Source organism: Paraburkholderia sp. GAS448, assembly GCF_050435685.1.
In the GTDB taxonomy this organism is placed as follows: Bacteria; Pseudomonadota; Gammaproteobacteria; order Burkholderiales; family Burkholderiaceae; genus Paraburkholderia.
This window is the reverse complement of record NZ_JBNDKT010000024.1, coordinates 1-23,186: the sequence shown is the minus strand read 5'-3', so window position 1 is coordinate 23,186 and position 23,186 is coordinate 1. Positions and strand designations below refer to the sequence as shown.

Sequence of the window (23,186 nt, the reverse complement as noted above, 5' to 3'; positions counted from 1 at the left end):
ACGCGCCGCCGCGAGACTTAACGCGGCAGCTCCGAATGCCCCATCAGGTACGCATCGACCGAACGCGCGCATTGACGGCCTTCGCGAATCGCCCACACGACGAGCGACTGGCCGCGACGCATGTCGCCTGCCGTGAACACCTTGTCCACCGACGTGTGGTACGCCTTGTCGCCTTCCGTCGAGGCACGCACATTGCCGCGCGCATCCTTGTCGACGCCGAACGCTTCGAGCACCGGCGCCACCGGCTGCGTGAAGCCCATTGCGAGCAGCACGAGGTCAGCCTTCATCTCGAACTCGGAGCCCGGCACTTCCTGCATCTTGCCGTCCCTCCATTCGACACGCGCTGCGACCAGCTTCTCGACCTTGCCGTTCCTGCCTTCGAGCCGCTTGGTCGCCACCGCCCAATCGCGCTCGCAGCCTTCCTCATGCGACGACGACGTACGCAGCTTGACCGGCCAGTACGGCCAAACCAGTGGTTTATTCTCTTCTTCCGGCGGCTGCGGCAAAAGTTCGAACTGCGTGACGCTCTTCGCGCCATGACGGTTCGATGTGCCGACGCAGTCCGAGCCCGTGTCGCCACCGCCGATCACCACGACGTGCTTGCCCTTCGCAAGCAGCTGGTCCGCCACCTTGTCGCCGGCGTTGACCTTGTTTTGCTGCGGCAGGAATTCCATCGCATAGTGGATGCCCGCGAGTTCGCGGCCCGGCACCGGCAGATCGCGCGGCATTTCCGAACCGCCTGCGATCACGACCGCATCGAACTGTTCCTTCAGTTCGTCCGGCGTGATGGTTTCCTTTGCCGTGTTGCCGATATGCACGGGCAGCGAATCCTTCTTGCCGACGAACACGTTCGCGCGGAACGTCACGCCTTCGGCTTCCATCTGACGCATACGACGATCGATCAGCCATTTCTCCAGCTTGAAATCGGGGATGCCGTAACGCAGCAGGCCGCCGATACGATCGTTCTTCTCGAACACCGTGACATCGTGCCCCGCGCGCGCGAGTTGCTGCGCGACGGCGAGTCCGGCGGGGCCGGATCCGACGACCGCGACCTTCTTGCCGGTCTTGTGATTCGGCGGCTGCGGTGCGACCCAGCCTTCGGCCCACGCCTTGTCGATGATCGCGTGCTCGATCGACTTGATGCCGACCGGGTCGTCGTTGATGCCAAGCGTGCAGGCGGCTTCACACGGCGCCGGACAGATGCGGCCCGTGAACTCCGGGAAGTTGTTCGTCGAATGCAGCACTTCGATCGAGTTCTTCCAGTCCTGATGGAACACCAGGTCGTTGAAGTCCGGGATGATGTTGTTCACCGGGCAGCCGTTATTGCAAAACGGAATGCCGCAGTCCATGCAACGTGCGCCCTGGACCTTCGCTTCATCGTCGGACAGTGCCGCGACGAATTCCTTGTAATGCTTCACACGCGTGAGCGGAGCTTCGTACACCTCGTGGCGGCGTTCGAACTCGAGAAAACCGGTTGCCTTGCCCATATGGTTCTCTTCTCTATCTTTATCAGGTGGGGTAGTCCGCGCCCGCCGCCGCGAAGCGGCAGGCGCATGTTGTGTCGTCGGTGGCCGTGGGATGGCCGTGGGTCGAGCTCAGGCGGCCAGGCTTTCCTTGGCTGCCTTCTTCGCACCCATTTCGCCCAGCGCGCGCTTGTATTCCGTCGGGAACACCTTCACGAACTGGCGTCGAGACGCATCCCAGTTTTCGAGCAGCGCTTTTGCACGCGGCGAACCCGTGAACTGGAAGTGGCGTTCGATCAGCCCCTTGAGCAACGCTTCGTCGGTCGTACCGGCGTGCCACAGTGCGCGGTCGACGGTGCGTTCCTGTTCGGCCTGCTGCAGCACCGGATCGAGCGCGACCATCGACTTGTTGCACTTGCCGGCGAACGTGTTGTCCGGGTCGAACAGGTAAGCGATACCGCCCGACATGCCCGCCGCGAAGTTCCGGCCGGTTTCGCCGAGCACGATGACCGTGCCGCCCGTCATGTATTCGCAGCCGTGGTCGCCCGTGCCTTCGACAACCGCCGTCGCGCCGGAGTTACGCACGCAGAAGCGCTCGCCTGCCACGCCACGGAAGAACGATTCGCCTTCGATCGCGCCGTACATCACCGTGTTGCCACAGATGATGTTTTCTTCCGACTTGCCGCGGAAATCGTTGGTCGGACGGATGATGATGCGGCCGCCCGACAGACCTTTGCCAACGTAGTCGTTGCCGTCGCCGACGAGATCCAGCGTGACGCCCTTCGCGAGGAATGCGCCAAAGCTCTGACCCGCCGTGCCCTTCAACTGGATGTGAATCGTGTCGTCAGGCAGGCCGTCGTGGCCGTACTTCTTCGCGATCGTGCCGGACAGCATCGCGCCCACCGTGCGGTTCACGTTGCGCACCGGCTGGATGAACGAGACGTGCTCGCCCTTCTCGATTGCAGCCTTCGCCTTTTCGATCAGCGTGTGATCGAGCGCGCGGTCGAGACCGTGATCCTGCACTTCGACGTGCTTGCGTGCCACTTCCGCGGGGACCTGCGGCTGATAGAACACGCGCGAGAAATCGAGCCCCCTCGCCTTCCAGTGTTCGACGCCCTTCTTCATGTCGAGCAGTTCCGAATGGCCGATCAGGTCGTCGAACTTGCGGATGCCCAGTTGCGCCATGAGTTCGCGCGCTTCTTCCGCAACGAAGAAGAAGAAGTTGACGACGTGTTCCGGCTGCCCCTGGAACTTCGCACGCAGCACCGGATCCTGCGTCGCCACGCCGACCGGGCAGGTGTTCAGATGGCACTTGCGCATCATGATGCAGCCTTCGACGACGAGCGGCGCCGTCGCAAAGCCGAACTCATCCGCGCCGAGCAGCGCGCCGATCACGACGTCGCGGCCGGTCTTCATCTGGCCGTCGGCCTGCACGCGGATGCGGCCGCGCAGCCGGTTCAGCACCAGCGTCTGCTGCGTTTCGGCAAGGCCGAGTTCCCACGGCGTGCCGGCGTGCTTGATCGACGACAGCGGCGACGCGCCCGTGCCGCCATCATGGCCGGCGATCACGACGTGATCCGCCTTCGCCTTCGCGACACCGGCTGCGACCGTACCGACGCCCGATTCCGACACCAGTTTCACCGAGATGCTCGCGGCGGAGTTAGCGTTCTTCAGGTCGTGGATCAACTGCGCCAGATCTTCGATCGAATAGATGTCGTGGTGCGGCGGCGGCGAAATCAGGCCGACGCCCGGCACCGAGTAACGCAGCTTGCCGATGTACTCGGACACCTTGTGACCCGGCAGCTGGCCGCCTTCGCCCGGCTTCGCGCCCTGGGCCATCTTGATCTGGATCTGGTCGGCCGAAGCGAGGTACTCCGCCGTCACGCCGAAGCGGCCCGACGCCACCTGCTTGATCTTCGAGCGCAGCGAATCGCCGTCCTTCAGCGGAATGTCGACGATCACTTCATCACCGATCACCGACTTCATCGTGTCGCCGTTCTTGATCGGAATGCCGCGCAGTTCGTTGCGGTAACGGTTTTCGTCCTCGCCGCCTTCGCCCGTGTTCGACTTGCCGCCGATGCGGTTCATCGCCACCGCCAGCGTGGCGTGCGCTTCCGTGCTGATCGAGCCGAGCGACATGGCGCCCGTCGCAAAGCGCTTGACGATTTCCTTCGCCGGTTCCACTTCGTCGAGCGGGATAGCCTTTGACGGATCGAGCCTGAATTCGAACAGGCCGCGGAACGTCATGTGACGCTTCGTCTGATCGTTGATCAGATGCGCGTATTCCTTGTACGTCTGGTACGAGTTGCTGCGCGCCGAGTGTTGCAGCTTGGCGATCGCATCCGGCGTCCACATGTGCTCTTCGCCGCGCACGCGGTACGCGTACTCGCCGCCCGCGTCGAGCATGTTGGCCAGCACCGGGCTGTCGCCGAACGCTTCGCGATGCAGGCGGATCGCCTCTTCAGCAACATCGAAGAGACCAATGCCGCCGACCTTCGACGACGTGCCATGGAAGTACTTCAGCACCAGATCTTCAGCGAGGCCGACGGCCTCGAAGATCTGCGCGCCGGTGTACGACATGTACGTCGAGATGCCCATCTTCGACATGACCTTCTGCAGGCCCTTGCCGACTGCCTTCGTGAAGTTGTAGATCGCCTTGTCCGCCGACAGGTCGCCCTTCAGGCCCTGCGCGAGTTGCGCCAGCGTTTCCAACGCAAGGTACGGGTGCACGGCTTCGGCGCCATAGCCCGCGAGCAGCGCGAAGTGGTGCGTTTCACGCGCCGAACCGGTTTCGACGACGAGACCTGTGCTCGTGCGCAGACCATGCTGCACGAGGTGCGTGTGGATCGCCGCCGTAGCCAGCAGCGCCGGAATCGCGACGTTGTCGCGGTCCGTCTTGCGGTCGGACACGATCAGCATGTTGTAGCCGGACTTGACGGCATCGACCGCTTCCGCGCACAGCGACGCGAGACGCGCCTCGATGCCTTCCTTGCCCCAGGCCACCGGATAGCAGATGTTCAGTTCGTAGGAACTGAACTTGCCGCCCGTGTACTGATCGATCGCGCGGATCTTCGCGATGTCGCGGAAATCGAGCACCGGCTGCGACACTTCAAGACGCATCGGCGGGTTGATGTTAAGCGTGTCAAGCAGGTTCGGCTTCGGACCGATGAACGACACCAGCGACATCACCATGTTCTCGCGGATCGGATCGATCGGCGGGTTCGTCACCTGGGCGAACAGCTGCTTGAAGTAGTGATAGAGCGTCTTGTTCTTGCTCGACATCACCGCGAGCGGCGAGTCGTTGCCCATCGAACCGACGGCTTCTTCACCGGCCTGCGCCATCGGCGCCATCAGGAACTTGAGGTCTTCCTGCGTGTAGCCGAACGCCTGCTGGCGATCGAGCAGCGCAGCGGCTTCGCGGCGTTCCGTCACGACGTCCTCGGCCTTCGGCTCGATCTCGTCGAGCTTGATGCGAACCGCGTCGATCCAGCTCTTGTACGGTTTCGCGTTCGCGAGGTTGTCCTTCAGTTCCTTGTCGTCGATGATGCGGCCGTGCTCCATGTCGATCAGGAACATCTTGCCCGGCTGCAGACGCCACTTCTTGACGATCTTCGACTCAGGAATAGGCAGCACGCCGGCTTCCGACGCCATGATCACGAGATCGTCGTCGGTGATGAGGTAGCGCGCCGGACGCAGGCCGTTGCGGTCGAGCGTCGCGCCGATCTGACGGCCGTCGGTGAAGGCAATCGCGGCCGGGCCGTCCCACGGCTCCATCATCGCGGCGTGGTATTCGTAGAACGCGCGGCGGTTGTCGTCCATCAGCGTGTGCTGTTCCCACGCCTCGGGGATCATCATCATCATCGCGTGGACGAGCGGATAACCGGCCATCACGAGCAGTTCGAGGCAGTTGTCGAACGATGCGGTATCCGACTGGCCCGGATAGATCAGCGGCCAGAGTTTCGGCAGGTCGTCGCCGAGCACGTGGCTCGCGATCGCGCCGGTACGGGCGTTCAGCCAGTTGACGTTGCCCTTCACCGTGTTGATTTCGCCGTTGTGGGCGATCATGCGGTACGGGTGAGCCAGTTCCCACGCCGGGAACGTGTTGGTCGAGAAGCGCTGGTGCACGAGGGCGAGCGCCGACACGACGCGCTCGTCCTGCAGGTCGCGGTAGTACACGCCGACCTGGCCCGCCAGCAGCAGCCCCTTATAGACGACTGTGCGCGCCGACATCGACGGCACGAAGTATTCCTTGCCGTGCTTGAGCTTGAGCGCCTGGATGCGGTGGCTCGCGGTCTTGCGGATCACGTACAGCTTCCGTTCGAGCGCGTCGGTCACCATGATGTCCTTGCCGCGACCGATGAAGATCTGGCGGATCAGCGGCTCGCTGGCCTTCACGGTGGGCGAAATCGGCATTGCGTGGTCGACAGGCACATCACGCCAGCCGAGGACGACCTGGCCTTCCGCCTTCACCGTACGTTCGAGTTCCTGTTCGCACGCCAAGCGCGACGCATGTTCCTTCGGCAGGAAGATCATGCCGACGCCATATTCGCCGGCCGGCGGCAAGCTCACGCCCTGCTTTGCCATTTCCTCACGGTAAAAGCCGTCGGGGATCTGGATCAGGATGCCCGCGCCGTCACCCATGAGCGGATCGGCACCGACTGCGCCGCGGTGATCGAGGTTCTCGAGAATCTTCAGGCCTTGCTGAATGATCTCATGACTTTTTTTGCCCTTGATGTGGGCAACGAAGCCGACGCCGCAGGCGTCGTGCTCGTTTTGCGGGTCATACAGACCCTGCTCGGCGGGAACCGAAGACGTCGGTTGCAGGTGGTCGTTCATGGGGACACCGTCTGTGAGGGGCCGATCGGCCGTTAAACCATTTTTTGTTGCCCGCAGCTCGAACTTCAACCGCGTGGGCGGTCAAGCTTCCGAAGCGGCGCGCGCCCGGAGACCGCCGGAATTCGGAATATACGCGACGAATCAATGGAATAGCAAATAAATGTCAATGGTACGACCCCTATTATCAGATTGGTGCATTGAATCATTTTTTAATTGGTTCCACATCAAAAAGGTGCAAAAGAAAACGGCATGCGAAGATGCCGTTTCTTTGTAGCCCGTTGATCCGGAAGATTTTATTGCGTCTGCGGCGTTTCGCGGACCTTACGGGGCCGGCCGCGCGGCAAAGGCGACACGCGCCGGTTCGCCGCCCGCGCCGCCCACTCACGATAGGACTCGCTACCGAGCACCCAGCCCTTTAACGTAGCTTGCTGAAGCTGATTGGTCTCGCGTTCGTCCATCGGCTGCTCGCACAGCTCGCGGTACGCCCGTTGCCGTTCAAACGGCGTGTTGCCGAGCGACCAGTACAACGGGTGATCGGTGATGAGGCTGTCGAGCGTGAGTCCGATGTGATGGCGGTAACTCGACCATCGATAGTCTTCCGGTGCACTTACCAGCTGGGTGCGTACCGGGCACAACTCCACCACGCGACTGGCCAGCAGAAAGTATCGCTCGCCTTCGATCACGGTCGCCCGGTAGCGGCCCTCCCACAACGTGCCGCGGCGAGCGTAGCGCCGGTTGAAGTGTGCAACGTAGCGCCTGCCGACCGCCTGCATCGCCTTCGGCAGGCTCGCCTCGTCGGATGGCGTGACGAGCAGTTGTACAGCACCCGGCATCAGGACATAAGCGTGAATTGCCAGATGATGATCGCGCGAAGCCGCCTTGAGGCAGTCGACGAAGAGCTCGTAATCCTGGTCGTCAACGAATGCGGGCTGCTGATCGAGTCCGCGCAGGATCACGTGCTGCGGCTGGTCGGGAACATAAAGACGTGCAAGCCGTGCCATGCTGGATTATCCAATAGTCGCGTTGGTGATTACCCGAGGGTCTGAAAAGCCGCACGACCGTGCAGTTCGGCGTGGCGCGGCTCAGCGAGAAACCGTGCGGAGCCTAGGGAGAATGCTCTAGCCGGCGCGTATGGTTTGTTTCAAACGTTCTGGTCATAATGGGCGGGCCTTTTTTGGAGGAGCACATATGAAATTAAGACAGGCTGTAACGGGGCTCGCGGCTTTCGCGTGCATGACAGCAGCTCACGCGCAATCGGCCGGAAGTATTTACCTTTCAACAGGTTGGTTCCATTTCGCACCTCAGTCCAGTAGTGACCCGCTCACACTGACAAGTCCATTCGGTAGCCGCACGGTCCCTAACACCGGCGCAAGCATAAGCGACGCCGATACCATCGGCTTCTCGGTAGGCTACTTCGTCACCGACCACATCGCGACGCAATTCGATGTCGGCGTGCCTCCTTCATTCAATATTACGGGCAGTGGCCAGCTCGGGGCGTTCGGCAAACTCGGTGAGGCGAAACAGTGGAGCCCTGCGCTGCTGCTCAAATACTATTTCAATGCACCGCAATCGAAATTCCGTCCGTATCTTGGTATTGGCGTGAGCCGCGTCTGGTTCACCGACGCGAAGATCACGAACGGCGTATTCGAGCAGGCAGTGTTCAATGGAGGTCCGACCACCGTATCTACGGATAGTTCGTGGGCCCCGGTTTTCAATGGTGGTTTCTCTTACGCATTCACCGACCACTGGTTCGCCGGTCTCTCGATCTCGTATCTGCCGCTCAGCACCACTGCAAAGATAAGCAGCCCATTGGTTCAGGCGCAAACCAAGATCAAGATCAACCCGATCGTCACGTACGTCAATCTTGGCTACCGCTTCTAGGTTAAGCGTAGTCGAGATTTCGGGGCTTGAACAAGAAACGCCGTCACACTGGCTGTGACGGCGTTTTGATTTTAGGCCCTGAGCCACTCCAGGACTGGTTGCGACAATGGATTGTAATTTCGACCACGACGCGCCGCCTGCAGTGCAAATTCTCCAGCTGCCTGGCGGTTCAATGGTCGACAGGAACGCTGCCGAGAGTGTGGCATCGAAGTTGCGTGAGTTAGTGTTTCCCGCGCGAAGAAGCGGGTGCCTTTAAACCCACCATCGACGGAGCCATCATGACTGCACTACCGAATACGCGAGAAGCCATTGGAGAATCGTTGAACTCGACCGGCCGCCGCGCGCGCCGCATCGCGCGACACGGTCGCCATGCCGCCGAGGACATCGGCTCGGAACTGCGCTCACTGATGTCGGAACTCGAAGAAACGCTGGCCGACGGTACACAGGCTGATGCCGCGGCCCTTCGCTCGCAATTGCGCAAACGTCTGGATGCGGCTCGCGCGCGCCTCGACGACACGCGTGAAGCCGTGCGTGAACGCGCCGAAGTCGCGCTCGCCGACGCCGACGAATACGTACATGCAAATCCATGGAAGACGATTGCAATCGTCGGCGGCCTGGCGCTTGTTGCTGGGGCTTTGCTGGCGCGCAGCCCTCGTTGATACCAGTATTTGCGCGACATCATTTATGTCGCGCGCCGCGCGGCTGCTGATTGTCGATCGCCAGGCAGGTGCGTGGCGGCCGGCGAATGCGCTACACGATTTTCGGTGCGGCACACACACGCTTTTGCGTACTGCTCGCCGCGCTGCCGCGCCGCGTCAGTTGTCATCGATGACGAAAAGACGTCGGTACTCCTTCAAGGCATACCGATCCGTCATGCCCGCGATGTAATGGGCAATCAGTCGCGGCTGTTGCGCCGGCTCTTCAGTCTGATAGGCCGGCGGCAATAGCCGCGGATCGTCCGTGAACGCGTCGAATAGACCGACCACGACCCGTCTCGCCTTGTTTGCCATCCGCATCACGCGGTAATGGCGATACAGGTTCTTGAACAGGAAACGCTTGAGCGACGCCGCCTGCGCGGCGACGCGCTCACTATGCGCGACGAGTGGCGGGGCGATCCGCACCGCGTCGAGAGACGCGGGTGCGTATCGCGCCAGATTGTTCGTGGTGGTGTCGATCAGATCGACGATCAGCGTGTTAATGATCCGGCGCACTGTTTCATGCACGAGGCGGCGCCCCTCGATGCGCGGATATTCGCTGCGCGCCGCCTGATGATGGGTGTGCCACAACTCGACGTCCGCAAGTTGCTCGATAGTCAAAAGGCCCGACCGCAGGCCATCGTCGACATCGTGATTGTTGTACGCGATCTCATCGGCCACGTTCGCGATCTGCGCTTCCAGCGACGGCTGCTGCCCTTGCAGGAATCGCTCGCCAAGCGCGCCGAGCTTGCGGGCATTCTCGCGCGAACAGTGCTTCAGAATGCCCTCCCGCGTTTCAAAACACAGGTTCAGCCCGTCGAATCCGCCGTAGTGCTCTTCGAGATCGTCGACGACGGCGAGACTTTGCAGATTGTGTTCGAAGCCGCCATGCTCACGCATGCATTCGTTGAGCGCATCCTGCCCGGCATGGCCGAATGGCGTATGGCCGAGGTCGTGGGCAAGCGAAATGGCTTCCACCAGATCCTCGTTGACGCGCAGATTGCGCGCGACTGAGCGCGCAATCTGCGCAACCTCCAGGCTATGCGTCAGACGCGTGCGGAAAAGGTCCCCCTCGTGGTTCACGAATACCTGCGTCTTGTACTCGAGCCTACGAAATGCAGTGGAATGGACAATACGATCCCGGTCACGCTGAAATTCGGTGCGCGCGCTGGGTGGCGGCTCGGGATACCGGCGACCACGCGATTGCGCCGAGTGCGCCGCGTAGGGGGCGAGATGCCCTTCGAGCGCAGCCAGAGCAGGCGTCGCGGTCAAGCCGGGGGCCTGCTTGCTGTGTGGATGAGTCAGGATGTCGCTGCGCCTTTCAGTCACCGGGTTCTCCAATCATGGGCGGCGACTCTGCGAGTCCGGGTCGGCCGGTTGGTTCCAGCCGATCGCAGCCGTTAGATGGGCGCCGCAGTTGCCGCGAGCGTCGCGCGGACGGCATCGTCGGGTGCTTCCGTGATCAGCGTGTCACCAAACCGCTTCAGCAGAATGAACTTGATCGCACCCGCTTCGGCCTTCTTGTCTACCTTCATCAGTTCGATATAGCGCGAATCACCGAGTGCGGGGCCGCGAACCGGCAGATTGGCCGCGACAATCAAATCGACCAGACGCCGACGCGCCACGTCGTCGAGATGACCGAGGCGCACGGACAGATCCGCCGCCATCACCATCCCGCAACCGACCGCCTCGCCATGCAGCCACTCGCCATAGCCGAGGCCTGCTTCGATCGCGTGACCGAACGTGTGACCGAAATTGAGAATCGCCCGAAGGCCGCCCTCTCGCTCGTCCGCAGCCACGACTGAGGCCTTGATCCCGCATGAGCGCTTGACCGCTTCAGCGAGCGCCTGCGGTTCGCATCGGTTCAGCGCGTCGATGCTGGTTTCGATCCAGTCGAAAAAGCCCGCATCGGCGATCGCACCCGTCTTGATGACTTCAGCAACACCTGCAGCCAGTTCGCGCGCCGGCAGCGTGCGCAACGCGCTGATGTCGGCGATCACGGCCTGCGGCTGATAAAACGCGCCGATCATGTTCTTGCCAAGCGGGTGATTGATGCCCGTCTTGCCGCCAACCGACGAATCGACCTGCGACAGCAGGGTAGTCGGCACCTGGATGAACGGCACGCCCCGCATATAGCAGGCGGCGGCGAACCCCGTCATGTCGCCAATCACGCCGCCACCCAGCGCGATCAGCGTGGTCTTGCGGTCGGCACGCGCGTTGAGGAGCGCATCGAAGATCAGGTTGAGCGTTTCCCAGTTCTTGTGTGCCTCGCCGTCCGGCAGAACGACGGTCGAAACCTGCTTGCCGAGCGGTGCCAATGCGTGGCGCAGCGCGTCGCCGTACAGCGGATCGACAGTCGTATTCGTGACGATGGTGACGGTAGAGCCCGCGATATGTGGTGCGAAAAGGTCGGTTCGTCCGATCAGATCGGGGCCGATATGGATGGGATAGGCGCGCTCGCCCAGTTCGACGTTGACGGTAATCATGCTTGCATTATGACGCAGGATGTCGCGCGACGCCGGCCATCTCGAGCTGCATCAACACCATATTGACGAGCCCGTTGACTGATGGACGCCCGGTTTCGATGACGAAATCAGCGCATTCGCGATACAGCGGATCGCGTACTTCGTACAGCGCTTCGAGCCGCCCCTTCGGGTCATCGGTTTGCAGCAATGGCCGGTTCTTGTCGCGCCGCGTCCTGAGCCACAGGTCGTGTGGATTCGCGCGCAGATAGACGACGAGACCGCGGCTCTTCAGAACTTCCCGATTTTCCGGCCTCAGCACCGCGCCGCCGCCGGTGGCGAGCACGATGTTGTCGCGGCCGGACAGCTCGGCGATGGTCTGGGCCTCCCGGTCGCGAAAGCCTGCTTCGCCTTCGAGTTCGAAGATGGTTGAAATGCGCGCACCCGTGCGCGCCTCGATCTCGTGGTCGGAATCGAAGAACGGCCGATCCAGCCGGCGCGCCACCGCCCGGCCCACGGTGGTTTTACCCGCCCCCATGAGCCCTACAAAAAATACATTGGCGTTTGCGTCCCGCGGTTGCAACGGTGTCCTCTGGCTAATCCGGTATGGTTCGTGCCGCAGCTTAAAGGCAAAGCGCCCGCCTTGTCGAGCCTCCGGCCGGACGCTGCGGCAGACCCTCAATTTGTCTGCACAACGCGTGGTGTGATGAAAACGACCAGTTCGCTGCGCTGGTCGCGGTGCGCGTGATGGCGAAAAAGCGCGCCCAAAAGCGGTATTTTGCCCAGGAGCGGCACGCGCGTCACATCATTGCGGTCGTCGGCCGCGTAGATGCCCCCGATCGACACCGTTCCACCGTCCTCCACTTCGACGCGCGTCTGGACGTGTTTGGTGTTGATGGCGGGTCCCGCATCCGTCTGTTCGCCGACGCTATCTTTCGCCACGTCGAGGTCCAGAATCACCCTCCCATCGGGCGTAATCTGCGGCTCAACCTCCAGTTTGAGGGTTGCCCGCCTGAACTGGACGCCCGAGACGCCTTGCCCGACCTTCGCCTGGTACGGCAGCTCGGTGCCCTGCTCGACGACCGCCTTCATCCGGTCCGCCGTCACGACACGCGGGCTCGACACGATCTGCCCCCGACCTTCCTGCTCCAGCGCGCTCAGTTCAATGTTGAGCAGGCGTGTCGCACGTGCGGCGAACAGTGTCAGCCCGGCCGTCGCTGCATCGAAGCCCGAGATCGGGCGCGCGGACAGATCGTACACCGCGCCGTCGCTACCGCCGACCACGCCCCGGGAGGTACCGTCAGCGCTGGTACCGCTCATCGAGAGCCGTACCCCAAGGTTATGCGAGAAACCCTGATCGCCTTCGACGATGCGCGCCTCGATCAGCACCTGGCGCGCCGGGCGGTCGATGGAAGCAACCAGAGCGGCGATCTGCGCAAGCCGTGCGTCGAGGTCCGTCACGAACAGCAGATTGGTGCGCGAATCGGCCATCGCGGCGCCACGTTTCGACAGCACACGCTGTGCGCCCGATGCGGTGAGAAGCTTTCGGACATCTTCGGCGTGCGCGTAGTGAAGTTCGAATGTGCGGCTCGCCAGCGGCTCCAGGTCCGCCGCCCGCGCGTGCGCCTCGAAACGCTGCTTCTGCCGCGCGGCAAGTTCGGCAAGCGGCGCCACCCAGATCACGTTGCCGCGCCGCTCCATCGCGAGGCCGTTGACCTCCAGCAAGGTGTCGAAAGCGGTACGCCAGGGCACCTTGTCGAGTCGCAGCGATACGAAGCCGCGCGCCCGCTCACTTGCAACGATGTTCAAACCCGTGAGACGCGCAAACGCGTTCAGCACCGCGCCCAGTTCGGCATGCTGGAAACTGAGCGTAACAGGTTTGCTTGCATCGGGACCTTCACCTCGCCCGCTCTCCGGCGGGCCGCCCAATCGCTGCGCAGGTGGAAGCGGCACCGGTGGACCCTCGAGTGCCTGGCCCGCCACCCCGTCGGCACGCGGCAGCGGGTTCGCGGAGCCATCGCCGGCAGACGTGCTGGTACTCGCCGGTTCATCGCCTGGTGCTTCGCTGGAAACCGGTGCGGTAGAAGCGTCCGCGGACGCCTCCGCGTCCTCCGTCGCTTCCGGGCGAAAGGGATTGGGCACCTCGCTGCCCGCACCATGCGGCAGCGGTGGCACCCCTTGGGACTCCAGCACGTCATCGGGCGGCATTTGCTCCGGGAGCGGCGGCAATGATGCGTGCGCGGCTGTCGCCACAAGCGACATGCAGCAGATCGCGCGGCAGAGTGCTTTCGTGCGCCTCATGGCGACACCTCGGCAAGCGTCAGTGTGTGCGTGCCGTCGGGACTAGACAGGGTAACGCCGAAAGCGCCGATATCGGCCACTCGTTCTTCACCCAGGTCGTCGCCGCGCGCCACTGCCGCGAGGCCGTCGGGTGTTTCCAGCAGCGCAAGGCGGCGCAGATCGTCGCGCAGCAAACCCACAAGACGCAAAAACGCGCCGTCGGACGCAGTGTGCCGATCAGATGCAGAAAACGGATCGTAGAAGAGCACGTCGTCATCCGATTGCCTGTCGGCGTCCTCGCTGGTTTGCGTTGCAGCGGGACGCAGCGCATCGAACACATCGAGCGTAGCGCTAATCACCAGCGCCCCGGTGCCTCGCTTGATCGAGACGTCCCCTGGTGTGACGAGCATGGGCAAGTTCGGCAGCCCTCGCAGGAAGCCCAGCAATGCCGGAAAGCTGGCGCGAGCAGAAAGATGTATCGGCCGTATCGCGTTCATCCCGGCACCGGTTACCGGCTGCGGCTCCAGCGCCAGCAACTCGATGCCGTATTGAGTGGCGAGTTGCGATATGACGTGCAAGTCGTCCGCGGACGTCCGTTCAATCGTGTCGCGCGCCGCCGCGTCGTCATTCGCAGCGCGCCGCAAGGCTGGCAATTGCGCAATCGCCCGCCTCGCCTCGACAAGATGCCGATCGGCTTCGTCGAGCAGAACGCGCCTGGACTGCACGCCGCTCGCGTCAGCAGCGATCCAGCCGTTCGCGCCGGCCACGAATACCGCGATCGCTATCAATGAAGCCGTGGCGGCGCGCCGACGCATGCTCCACGCTTCAAGCGGCAAACGCATCCACTGGCGCCATGTGCTTGCTAGATCGCCTGAACTCAAACCGCTGTCGCGATAGGCAACTGCACCGTTCATTGGTCACCTCGATTGATATGTGGCGCGACGGGAGACGCCGTCGCGTTCAGACCCGGATGCTGTGGACCGGGTGGCGAGCCGGACCAGCGCAGCCGGGCAGCAAAATCGACCGCCGCACCATTCGACGACGGGTTGCGTTGAGAACCCGACGCAACGTTATGATGCAGCTCGTCGATCTCGACGCTTCTGGCGTCACGCAAGGCGGCTAGTTGCTTGAGCCACGCAGCAGATGCGCCAGGGTCGTGGGCTGTTGCACGCAACTCGGTCTCTTGCGCCCGATGCCTCAATTCCCGGACGACCACGCCGCCCCCCGACTCATCGCCCAGCACATCCAGCAGATCGACAAGATGCGTCAGCGGCGCAGACACGGCGGCTGTAAGTGCTGAGCGTGTACGGCGCTCTTCTGCGTCGCGAACAAGGCGGGCATGTTCGGCTAACGGGACGTCAAGCTCCGCGAGCGAATGTGCTAGCGACGCACGCCGAGCGTCGAGCCGTGCACCTTCGAACGCCTGCCAGCCCGCAAGACCCAGCACCGCGACACCACCAGCGAGCGCGGCACCCAGCCACTCCCTGACGCAGCGCCGCCGGGCAAGACGCGCGTTGCGCTGCCGATATGGCAACAGATTGAAGCCGCCGGGTCGCACACGCTGCGCTCGCGAACGAGGTTCCAGGAACGCACTCAAGAAACCCATGCGCCTCACTCCATAAGCCCGCGCAAGGCGAGCCCGAATGCAACCGCCAGCGACGGCTCACGAGGCAACGCAACCGGAAGCGCGCGCGCGCCGCTGTCCAGCAGCGCGCACTCAAACGGCAGCACAGTGCAGCCCAACGCGTCGCCGATGTCGGCTACGGAGAATCCCACGTCATCGAGCAGTCCGATCTGACCGCCCACAATGGCACAGCTAACGCCTCCTTCTCCAAGTTCGCGCAGGGCATCGACGAGATCCGCATGCTCCGGCGCGGGGTAGCGCATCTCGCTCGCGATCGACTCGTCGACGATGCGCCAGCCGTGCACGCCGTCATCCCCGATCCAGATCGCCGCGTACGACTCATGTGCCTCCAGTTCCAACGACGCGGTGTGGCGCATTGCCCGCAAAGCGGCGTGTGGCTCGCCGTCGACCGCGGTCAGCGTGATGCCCGCAGCGGCAGCGCATTCGACACGCGCCTCGAGGTGCGCTCTCGCAGTCGCAGCGATCGTCACGCAGCCGGCACGATGCGGCGATTCGTCGATGAACCAGTCGACGGCAAGCGCATGACGTTCGATTCCGGCAACCCGCTCCGCTTCTGCCATCACCGCCGGTTCCAGTGCCGTGAGCGCGTGACTCCCGATTGCTGATTGCCGCGCGACGTGACCTGACGAGGCAAACCGGCTCAACGGCACCGAAGTCGTGAGTGTGGCCGACGCAGGCATCGCCATCGCGCATCGCAGCACATGAGCCGAGCAATCTCCCGGCAACTGCGCAAAGACGTCCCGTAACGCGGCACCGACAGCGGAACGATTGACGATCTCGGCTCCCGCCATCGCGCCCGGAAACAGCGGCGCGGCCGCGAGGCATTCGACCCGCACGGGACCACCTTCGCGAAGCCGCCGGCTCAGTACGACAAGCCGGACTTCCCGCTGGGCAAGGTCGATTCCGGCTGCGAAACGACGCACCGCCAGCAATGAATTTTTAAACGCCATGACACCCCCTTCAGACTTGCGCGCCGAACCGTTCGGACGCGACAACAGTGGGGATTCTGCTGACCGGCGCGAGTGCGCGATATTCGGCCTGATGGCTAACGCGGCCTGCCACACCACCCGCGCCGGGGCAAAAGGGCTACAGTTAAGTCATCTCTGCACGGCGCGCCGTCCCGGCGTAAGCACGCCGAAAGCAGAAAATCCGCGCGGCTATAATCGCGGGACTGTTTTTTGGTATTCATATGCATTCTTCGTCCCCTACGTCACCGCCGCCCGCCCCGCAAAAGCGCAAGAGCCCCCTTTGGCTCAAGCTCATACTCGGTTTTGTGGGGCTCATCGTGGCAGGCATCGTGTCCGGCGCGCTGGTGCTGGGCTACGCGCTGGTGGTCGCTACGCCGAACCTGCCATCGCTGGAAGCGCTCACCGACTATCGGCCGAAAGTCCCGCTGCGCATTTACACAGCCGACCACGTACTGATCGGTGAATTTGGCGAGGAGCGTCGGGATATCGTTCGCATCAAGGACGTGCCCGACAGCCTCAAATATGCGGTGCTCGCGATCGAAGATGCGCGCTTCTACGAGCACGGCGGTGTCGATCTGGCAGGGATCGCACGGGCCGGCTTCGTCGCGCTATCGAACGGTCGCGCCACGCAGGGCGCGAGCACGATCACGATGCAGGTCGCGCGCAACTTCTTTCTGTCGAGCGAAAAGACGTACACGCGCAAGATCTACGAGATGCTGCTCGCGTACAAGATCGAGTCGAAGCTGTCGAAGGATCAGATTCTCGAGGTCTACATGAATCAGATCTATCTCGGCCAGCGCGCATACGGTTTTGCCAGTGCGGCGCGCGTGTATTTCGGCAAGGATATGAAGGACCTTACGCTCGCCGAATCGGCCATGCTGGCGGGCCTGCCGAAAGCGCCATCGGCCTACAACCCGGTGGTGAACCCGAAGCGCGCGAAGATCCGTCAGGAATACATCCTGCAACGCATGCTCGAACTGCACTACATCACGCAGGAACAGTACGACGAGGCAGCGAAGCAGCCGCTCGTGGTCAAGGGCGCGGGCAAGGAATTCAGCGTGCACGCGGAATACGTTGCTGAAATGGTGCGCCAGATGATGTACGCGCAATATCGCGAAGAAGCTTACACGCGGGGCTTCAACGTGGTGACGACGATCGATTCGGCTGATCAGGACGTCGCATATCGTGCGCTTCGCAGGGGTTTGATGGACTACGAGCGGCGCCACGGTTATCGCGGCCCGGAAGCGTTCATCGATCTGCCGTCGGATCCGGACGACCGCGAACAGGCGATCGACGACGCGTTGCTCGAACATCCCGACAACGGCGAGATCATCGCCGCTGTAGTGACGTCGGCGAGCCCGAAGCAGGTGCAGGCGACGTTGATGGACGGCAACACCATCACCCTTCAGGGCGATGGTTTGCGCTTTGCGTCCTTCGCACTCGGCCCGCGTGCGCAACCTAACCAGCGCGTGCGGCCCGGAGCGATCATTCGCGTTGTCAGAAACGATGACGACGGCTGGGCCATCACGCAGCTGCCGCAGGTGGAAGGCGCGTTCGTATCGGTCATTCCGCAGGACGGCGCGATCCGCGCGCTCGTCGGCGGCTTCGACTTCAACAAGAACAAGTTCAACCACGTCACGCAAGCCTGGCGTCAACCGGGTTCGAGCTTCAAGCCGTTCATCTATTCCGCGTCTCTCGAGAAAGGACTTGGACCCGCGACGGTCATCAACGATGCCCCGCTCTTTTTCAGTGCTGCAGAAACTGGTGGCCAGGCTTGGGAGCCAAAGAACTACGGAGGCGGCTTCGACGGTCCGATGACGATGCGCACTGCGTTGCAAAAGTCGAAGAACATGGTGTCGATCCGCATCCTGAGCCACATTGGCACGAAGTACGCGCAGCAGTACATCACGCGTTTCGGTTTCGACGCGGACCGTCATCCGGCGTATCTGCCAATGGCGCTAGGCGCCGGGCTTGTTACGCCACTGCAGATGGCGGGGGCGTTTTCGGTGTTTGCGAACGGCGGCTACCGGATCAACCCGTACCTGATTGCGGAAGTGACCGACCAGCGAGGTATCCTCGTCGCGCATGCGCAGCCGCTCGTCGCTGGTCAGAGCGCGCCGCACGCAATCGAACCGCGCAACGCCTACGTGATGAACAGCCTCCTGCTGAGCGTCGCGCAACGTGGCACGGGCGCCAAGAGCAATGTCCTGAAGCGCACCGACCTCGCGGGCAAAACGGGCACGACCAACGATTCACGCGACGCGTGGTTCGCCGGCTACCAGCACACGCTGACCGCGATCGCCTGGATCGGCTACGACAACCCGCGCAGTCTCGGCGACAAGGAAACGGGCGGCGGCCTCGCGCTACCGGTGTGGATTGAGTACATGGGCAACGCGATGAAAGGCGTGCCCGAGTACAGGATGCCGATGCCGGAAGATGTCGTGACGATCGGCGATGAGCTGTATTTCGACGACCTCACGCCGGGTCACGGGTTCATTTCAACCGTCGGCGTCAGCCAGGCAACGCTTGACGAGGCAAGCGGCGGCCCGTCGGGGGCCGCGCCGGAGCAGGTGGGCGAGGAGGAAAAGCAGAACATCATGAACCTGTTCCGCGGTCACTAGACCCGACAGTCGCCTGGCTGCTTCCAGGCCGCCGCGCACTTCTGCGCCGCGGCCTGCTTTATTTTCGGGGGCATGGCGGACGCCAGGATAATCGCGCGCCGCCTGTTGCTCTCAGGGCTCGAACGTCACCGGTTCGCCGGCCTGTTGCGTCGCGTAGTCCGACAACGCAGCAAAAAACTCGGTGCCGCTGCGCGTGTCACGCCAGGCACCGTCGGCGAACCGGAAATGGAAGCCGCCGGCTTTTGCCGCGATCCAGATCTCTTTCATCGGCGGTTGAAGATTCACGATGATCTTCGTCCGGTTCGCGAATTCGAGCGTCAGAACATTGCCGCTTCGTTCCAATTCGATATCGGCATCCGTATCGTCGATTGCGCGCTCCACGGCGGCCAGAACGGCCTCGGCGCGGGTCAGGTATTCACTGTCGGACATGGTAAACTCCAGCGATTAATTATTCAGGGACGGTCATGCGAGTCGTATTCAGGATGAGCGCGATTGTAGCGGCTTTGGCAATTCTCGCTGGCGCTGCACTCGGTGGTTGCGGACAACGCGGCGCGCTCTACTTGCCTACTGTTCCGCCGCTGCCACCCAAACCCAGCGCACAGACGCAGCCGGCTTCGCCCAACGAAGTACCCGGAACCGCTTCAGAGGCAGCGCCTGCATCTGCTGCTGTCGTCGGTACTGTGCCTGATACGTCAGGTAACGCGCTTTCGTTGTCGCCGGATACCGAGCTTCGCACGACACCAGGTTCAGGCGAATCGCCTTCGACCGCACGCCCGGCTTCCGGTGCATCAACCGATCAATAAGACTTTCGCATGACTTCATCCGCATTTGCTTACGTCGACGGCGTCCTGCACGCCGAAGGCGTGTCCGTCGTCTCGCTCGCCGAACGGTTCGGCACGCCGCTCTACGTCTATTCGCGCGCGGCGCTCACCGCTGCGTGGCAAGCCTATGCGGGCGCCTGCGCAGGACGTCGCGCAGCCATTCACGTTGCCGTGAAAGCGAACAGCAACCTCGCTGTCCTCAACGTGTTCGCGCGTCTCGGCGCAGGTTTTGACATCGTATCCGGCGGCGAACTTGCACGCGTGCTGGCAGCCGGCGGCAAAGCGGAGAATGTGGTGTTTTCCGGCGTCGGCAAAAGCGCCGACGAAATGCGTGAAGCGCTTGCGGCTGGAGTGAAGTGCTTCAACGTTGAATCGATTCCCGAGCTCGACCGCCTGAACGAAGTGGCCGGTTCGATGAGCAGGAAGGCGCCCGTGTCCCTGCGCGTGAATCCTGACGTCGACGCGAAAACGCACCCCTACATTTCCACCGGCCTCAAGTCGAACAAGTTTGGCGTCGCGTTCGACGACGCGCGCGCAACCTATCGCGCCGCCGCTGCCATGCCTAATCTCGAAGTCGTCGGGATCGACTGCCACATCGGTTCGCAGATTACTGAAGTCGAGCCCTATCTGGACGCGATCGACAAACTGCTCGAACTCGTCGAACAGATCGAATCGGATGGGGTGAGGATTCGCCACATTGATGTGGGCGGCGGCCTTGGCATCACGTACGACGACGAAACGCCGCCGGACATCGGAGTATTCGTGCGTACGCTGCTCGACCGGATCGAAGAACGCGGTCACGGTCATCGTGAAGTGTATTTCGAGCCAGGCCGGTCGCTGGTCGGCAATGCGGGCGTGCTGCTCACGAGCGTGGAATTCCTGAAGCCGGGCGCGGAGAAGAACTTCGCGATCGTCGACGCGGCGATGAACGACCTCGCACGGCCGGCAATGTACGAAGCGTTCCACAAGATCGAACCGGCCGTGAAGCGCGATACCGAGGCGCACGTGTATGACGTCGTCGGGCCGGTCTGCGAAAGCGGCGACTGGCTCGGCCGCGAGCGGCGACTCGCTGTCGAAGCGGGTGACCTTCTGGTGATCCGCTCGGCGGGCGCCTATGGCTTCGTGATGAGCTCGAACTACAACACGCGCCCGCGTGCCGCGGAAGTCATGGTCGACGGCGACAAGGTACACGTCGCACGGGTGCGCGAAGAAGTCGCGCAACTATTTGCTGGCGAGTCGGTTCTGCCGGGCTGATGGAAACTGCTGCATTGAAAAAGGCGATGCGTTCAATGCATCGCTTTTTTTTTGATTCAGCGCCGTCGCTTGATCTCGTCATTGACACCGCGCATCGCCATCCGGCCCCGCAGCCACACGACCAGTCGCCAGCCCAGCAACGCAATGACAATCGCACCGTAAATCCTGGGCAGCAGCAGGTCGTGCTTGCCCGCCTTCATCCACCAGAAGTGCAGGATTGCCAGCGCGCCGATTAGATAGATCGCCCGGTGCAACGTCTGCCAACGACGCCCGAGCTTGCGCACCATTACCTTCGGCGACGTCGCAGCCAGCGGGATCAGCAGCACGAACGCGGCAAAGCCTACGGTGATGAACGGACGCTTGCCGATGTCTTTCAGCATCGCCGCGACGTCGAACCACTTGTCGAACCAGATATAAGTCGTGAAATGCAGCGTCGCGTAGAAGAATGCGTAGAGGCCGAGCATGCGGCGAAAGCGCGCCAGCGCATTCACGCCCGTCAGCCGTCGCAGTGGCGTGACAGCGAGCGTGATGCAAAGGAAAACGAGCGTCCAGAGGCCGGTCGAACGCGTGATGAATTCGATCGGATTCGCGCCGAGACGGTCCGTCAGACCGAAGAACACAATGCGTGCGAGCGGATACCACGCCGCCACAAACACTGCGACTTTTGCCGGCACAATCCAGCGGCTGCCGCCGGCTGCTGGACGCCGCGCAGCCGCAGGTCCGGCACGGCGGGCGCCTGAATCGGCGACAGATTGCGTATCGATAGCCATAGCCGTGCCAGTCAGAAGTTCTTCTTCAGGTCCATGCCCTGATAAAGCGACGCCACCTGGTCGCCGTAACCGTTGAACATCAACGTCTTGCGCTTCGGCGTGAAGAAACCATCTTCGCCGATACGCCGCTCGGTCGCCTGGCTCCAGCGCGGGTGGTCGACGTTCGGGTTCACGTTCGAATAGAAGCCGTACTCCTGCGAAGCGTACGTGTTCCAGCTGGTCGGCGGTTGTTTGTCGACGAAGCGGATTTTCACCAGCGATTTCGCGCTCTTGAAGCCGTACTTCCACGGCACGACGACCCGCACCGGCGCACCGTTCTGGTTCGGCAGCGCCTGACCGTAGACACCCATCGTCAGGAGCGTCAGCGGATTCATCGCTTCGTCCATCCGCAGGCCTTCTGAATACGGCCAGTCGAGTATCGGCTGCGACAGACCCGGCATTTGCGACGGGTCCGCCAGCGTGATGAACTGCACGTATTTCGCGTTGCCCGTCGGCTGTGCGCGCTTGATCAGTTCCGACAGCGACACGCCAACCCACGGAATCACCATCGACCAGCCTTCGACACACCGATGCCGATACACGCGTTCCTCAAGCGGCGCGAGCTTGAGCAGGTCGTCGATATCGTAGACTTTGGCGTTCTTCACCTCGCCTTCCACGCTTACGCGCCACGGCCGCGGTCGCAGCGTCCCAGCGTTCTGCGCGGGGTCCCCCTTGTCGGTGCCGAATTCGTAGAAGTTGTTGTACGTCGTGATGTCCTTGAAGGGCGTGACCTTGTCCGGTACGACGAATTTCGGGTTTGTTTTGGCCGGGAGCTTCTGCGCCTTTCCGTCCGGCGTCGTGTAAGCAGCCAGCGCCTCACCATTGACACCGATCAGTCCCCCCATTGCTGCTGCACCGGTGGCCTGCAGGATGCGCCGACGGTTCTCGAATATCGGCCGCGGCGTGATTTCGCTGCGTGGAATGTCATCCCCGCTGAGTCGAATCCGCTCGTTTCGTTTGATCCACATGGTGCTGCTCCTCAATGGCGCTCGGGGCCACGTTGATGATCGTTCGACCCTGCATGCACAGGTACTACCCCGACAAACAATCTGGATGCACGAAAATTCCGTCCCGCAATAAAAAAACCGCCGGCGCGAAGGGCCCGGCGGTTTTAAGTCGGCGGAAACCGGCAAATCTTACAGTTTTCCGTAGCTATGCAGCCCCGACAGGAACATGTTCACGCCGAGGAAGGCGAACGTGGTGACCAGCAGCCCCGTCAGCGCCCACCAGGCGGCGACGTGACCGCGCAGGCCCTTCATCAGCCGCATATGCAGCCAGGCCGCGTAGTTCAGCCAGACGATCAGCGCCCACGTTTCCTTCGGGTCCCAGCTCCAGTAGCCGCCCCAGGCTTCGGCCGCCCACAGTGCGCCGAGAATCGTCGCAATCGTGAAGAAGGCGAAACCGACCGCGATCGACTTGTACATGACGTCATCGAGCACTTCCAGCGCCGG

The 23,186-nt window shown here is 62.6% G+C and carries 19 protein-coding genes; 5 read left to right on the top strand and 14 right to left on the bottom strand.

Annotated features, from left to right (window positions below; translation table 11 throughout):
* Positions 1-17 precede the first annotated feature (17 nt).
* The 3 genes from P3T23_RS32420 to P3T23_RS32410 form a co-directional block, all read right to left on the bottom strand.
* On the bottom strand, positions 18-1,487 hold the full coding sequence (locus P3T23_RS32420; RefSeq protein WP_429320158.1) for a glutamate synthase subunit beta: 1,470 nt from the start codon (positions 1,485-1,487) through the stop codon (positions 18-20).
* A 108-nt stretch (positions 1,488-1,595) separates the two neighbouring features.
* The gene (locus tag P3T23_RS32415; protein WP_429320157.1) at positions 1,596-6,299 is read right to left on the bottom strand and encodes a glutamate synthase-related protein; all 4,704 of its coding nucleotides are present in this window, start codon (positions 6,297-6,299) and stop codon (positions 1,596-1,598) included.
* 293 nt (positions 6,300-6,592) lie between these two features.
* Positions 6,593-7,300: a transposase gene (locus tag P3T23_RS32410; protein WP_133661180.1), complete on the bottom strand. Its 708-nt coding sequence runs from the start codon at positions 7,298-7,300 to the stop codon at positions 6,593-6,595.
* Between the two features lie 187 nt (positions 7,301-7,487).
* Between P3T23_RS32410 and P3T23_RS32405 the strand changes: the two genes are divergently transcribed.
* Together P3T23_RS32405 and P3T23_RS32400 are read left to right on the top strand one after the other, a co-directional pair.
* Positions 7,488-8,180 carry an OmpW/AlkL family protein gene (locus P3T23_RS32405; RefSeq protein ID WP_429320156.1) on the top strand — a complete coding sequence of 231 codons (693 nt, stop codon included), beginning with the start codon at positions 7,488-7,490 and terminating at the stop codon, positions 8,178-8,180.
* A 278-nt stretch (positions 8,181-8,458) separates the two neighbouring features.
* Positions 8,459-8,839, top strand: coding sequence for a DUF883 family protein (locus P3T23_RS32400; protein ID WP_429320155.1), 381 nt, complete (start codon positions 8,459-8,461; stop codon positions 8,837-8,839).
* Between the two features lie 156 nt (positions 8,840-8,995).
* Here the strand turns inward: P3T23_RS32400 and P3T23_RS32395 are convergent, their stop codons facing one another.
* The 7 genes from P3T23_RS32395 to pilM form a co-directional block, all read right to left on the bottom strand.
* Positions 8,996-10,183 (bottom strand): deoxyguanosinetriphosphate triphosphohydrolase, encoded by a 1,188-nt coding sequence (locus P3T23_RS32395; RefSeq protein ID WP_429320265.1) that lies wholly within the window; start codon positions 10,181-10,183, stop codon positions 8,996-8,998.
* Between the two features lie 92 nt (positions 10,184-10,275).
* Entirely contained in the window at positions 10,276-11,361 is a 1,086-nt protein-coding gene (aroB, locus tag P3T23_RS32390) for a 3-dehydroquinate synthase (RefSeq protein WP_429320154.1), read from the bottom strand.
* Positions 11,362-11,368: 7 nt separating this feature from the next.
* Positions 11,369-11,920 (bottom strand): shikimate kinase, encoded by a 552-nt coding sequence (locus P3T23_RS32385; protein ID WP_133661185.1) that lies wholly within the window; start codon positions 11,918-11,920, stop codon positions 11,369-11,371.
* Between the two features lie 95 nt (positions 11,921-12,015).
* Positions 12,016-13,638 (bottom strand): type IV pilus secretin PilQ, encoded by a 1,623-nt coding sequence (gene pilQ, locus P3T23_RS32380; protein WP_429320153.1) that lies wholly within the window; start codon positions 13,636-13,638, stop codon positions 12,016-12,018.
* Positions 13,635-14,531, bottom strand: a complete 897-nt coding sequence (locus P3T23_RS32375; RefSeq protein ID WP_429320152.1) for a hypothetical protein — start codon at positions 14,529-14,531, stop codon at positions 13,635-13,637. Before P3T23_RS32375 ends, pilQ begins: the two co-directional genes overlap by 4 nt.
* The gene (locus P3T23_RS32370; RefSeq protein WP_429320151.1) at positions 14,528-15,223 is read right to left on the bottom strand and encodes a fimbrial assembly protein; all 696 of its coding nucleotides are present in this window, start codon (positions 15,221-15,223) and stop codon (positions 14,528-14,530) included. Before P3T23_RS32370 ends, P3T23_RS32375 begins: the two co-directional genes overlap by 4 nt.
* A gap of 5 nt (positions 15,224-15,228) precedes the next feature.
* Entirely contained in the window at positions 15,229-16,212 is a 984-nt protein-coding gene (gene pilM / locus P3T23_RS32365) for a type IV pilus biogenesis protein PilM (RefSeq protein ID WP_429320150.1), read from the bottom strand.
* A gap of 239 nt (positions 16,213-16,451) precedes the next feature.
* Here pilM and P3T23_RS32360 point away from each other — a divergent pair, with 239 nt between their 5' ends.
* Positions 16,452-18,851, top strand: coding sequence for a penicillin-binding protein 1A (locus P3T23_RS32360; protein ID WP_429320149.1), 2,400 nt, complete (start codon positions 16,452-16,454; stop codon positions 18,849-18,851).
* A 111-nt stretch (positions 18,852-18,962) separates the two neighbouring features.
* On the opposite strand, the gene cyaY is transcribed toward P3T23_RS32360, so the two are convergent.
* Positions 18,963-19,280 carry an iron donor protein CyaY gene (gene cyaY / locus P3T23_RS32355; RefSeq protein WP_429320148.1) on the bottom strand — a complete coding sequence of 106 codons (318 nt, stop codon included), beginning with the start codon at positions 19,278-19,280 and terminating at the stop codon, positions 18,963-18,965.
* Positions 19,281-19,315: 35 nt separating this feature from the next.
* Between cyaY and lptM the strand changes: the two genes are divergently transcribed.
* Both lptM and lysA read left to right on the top strand, forming a co-directional pair.
* A complete protein-coding gene (lptM, locus tag P3T23_RS32350; RefSeq protein WP_429320147.1) occupies positions 19,316-19,654 on the top strand; it encodes an LPS translocon maturation chaperone LptM in 339 nt (112 codons plus the stop codon).
* Between the two features lie 9 nt (positions 19,655-19,663).
* On the top strand, positions 19,664-20,926 hold the full coding sequence (gene lysA / locus P3T23_RS32345) for a diaminopimelate decarboxylase (protein ID WP_429320146.1): 1,263 nt from the start codon (positions 19,664-19,666) through the stop codon (positions 20,924-20,926).
* Between the two features lie 56 nt (positions 20,927-20,982).
* On the opposite strand, the gene msrQ is transcribed toward lysA, so the two are convergent.
* The 3 genes from msrQ to ccsA form a co-directional block, all read right to left on the bottom strand.
* Positions 20,983-21,696 (bottom strand): protein-methionine-sulfoxide reductase heme-binding subunit MsrQ, encoded by a 714-nt coding sequence (msrQ, locus tag P3T23_RS32340; RefSeq protein WP_429320145.1) that lies wholly within the window; start codon positions 21,694-21,696, stop codon positions 20,983-20,985.
* An 11-nt stretch (positions 21,697-21,707) separates the two neighbouring features.
* On the bottom strand, positions 21,708-22,703 hold the full coding sequence (gene msrP / locus P3T23_RS32335; RefSeq protein ID WP_429320144.1) for a protein-methionine-sulfoxide reductase catalytic subunit MsrP: 996 nt from the start codon (positions 22,701-22,703) through the stop codon (positions 21,708-21,710).
* A gap of 168 nt (positions 22,704-22,871) precedes the next feature.
* Positions 22,872-23,186 (bottom strand): cytochrome c biogenesis protein CcsA (gene ccsA / locus P3T23_RS32330; RefSeq protein WP_429320143.1); only part of this gene is annotated, 315 nt, incomplete at its 5' end.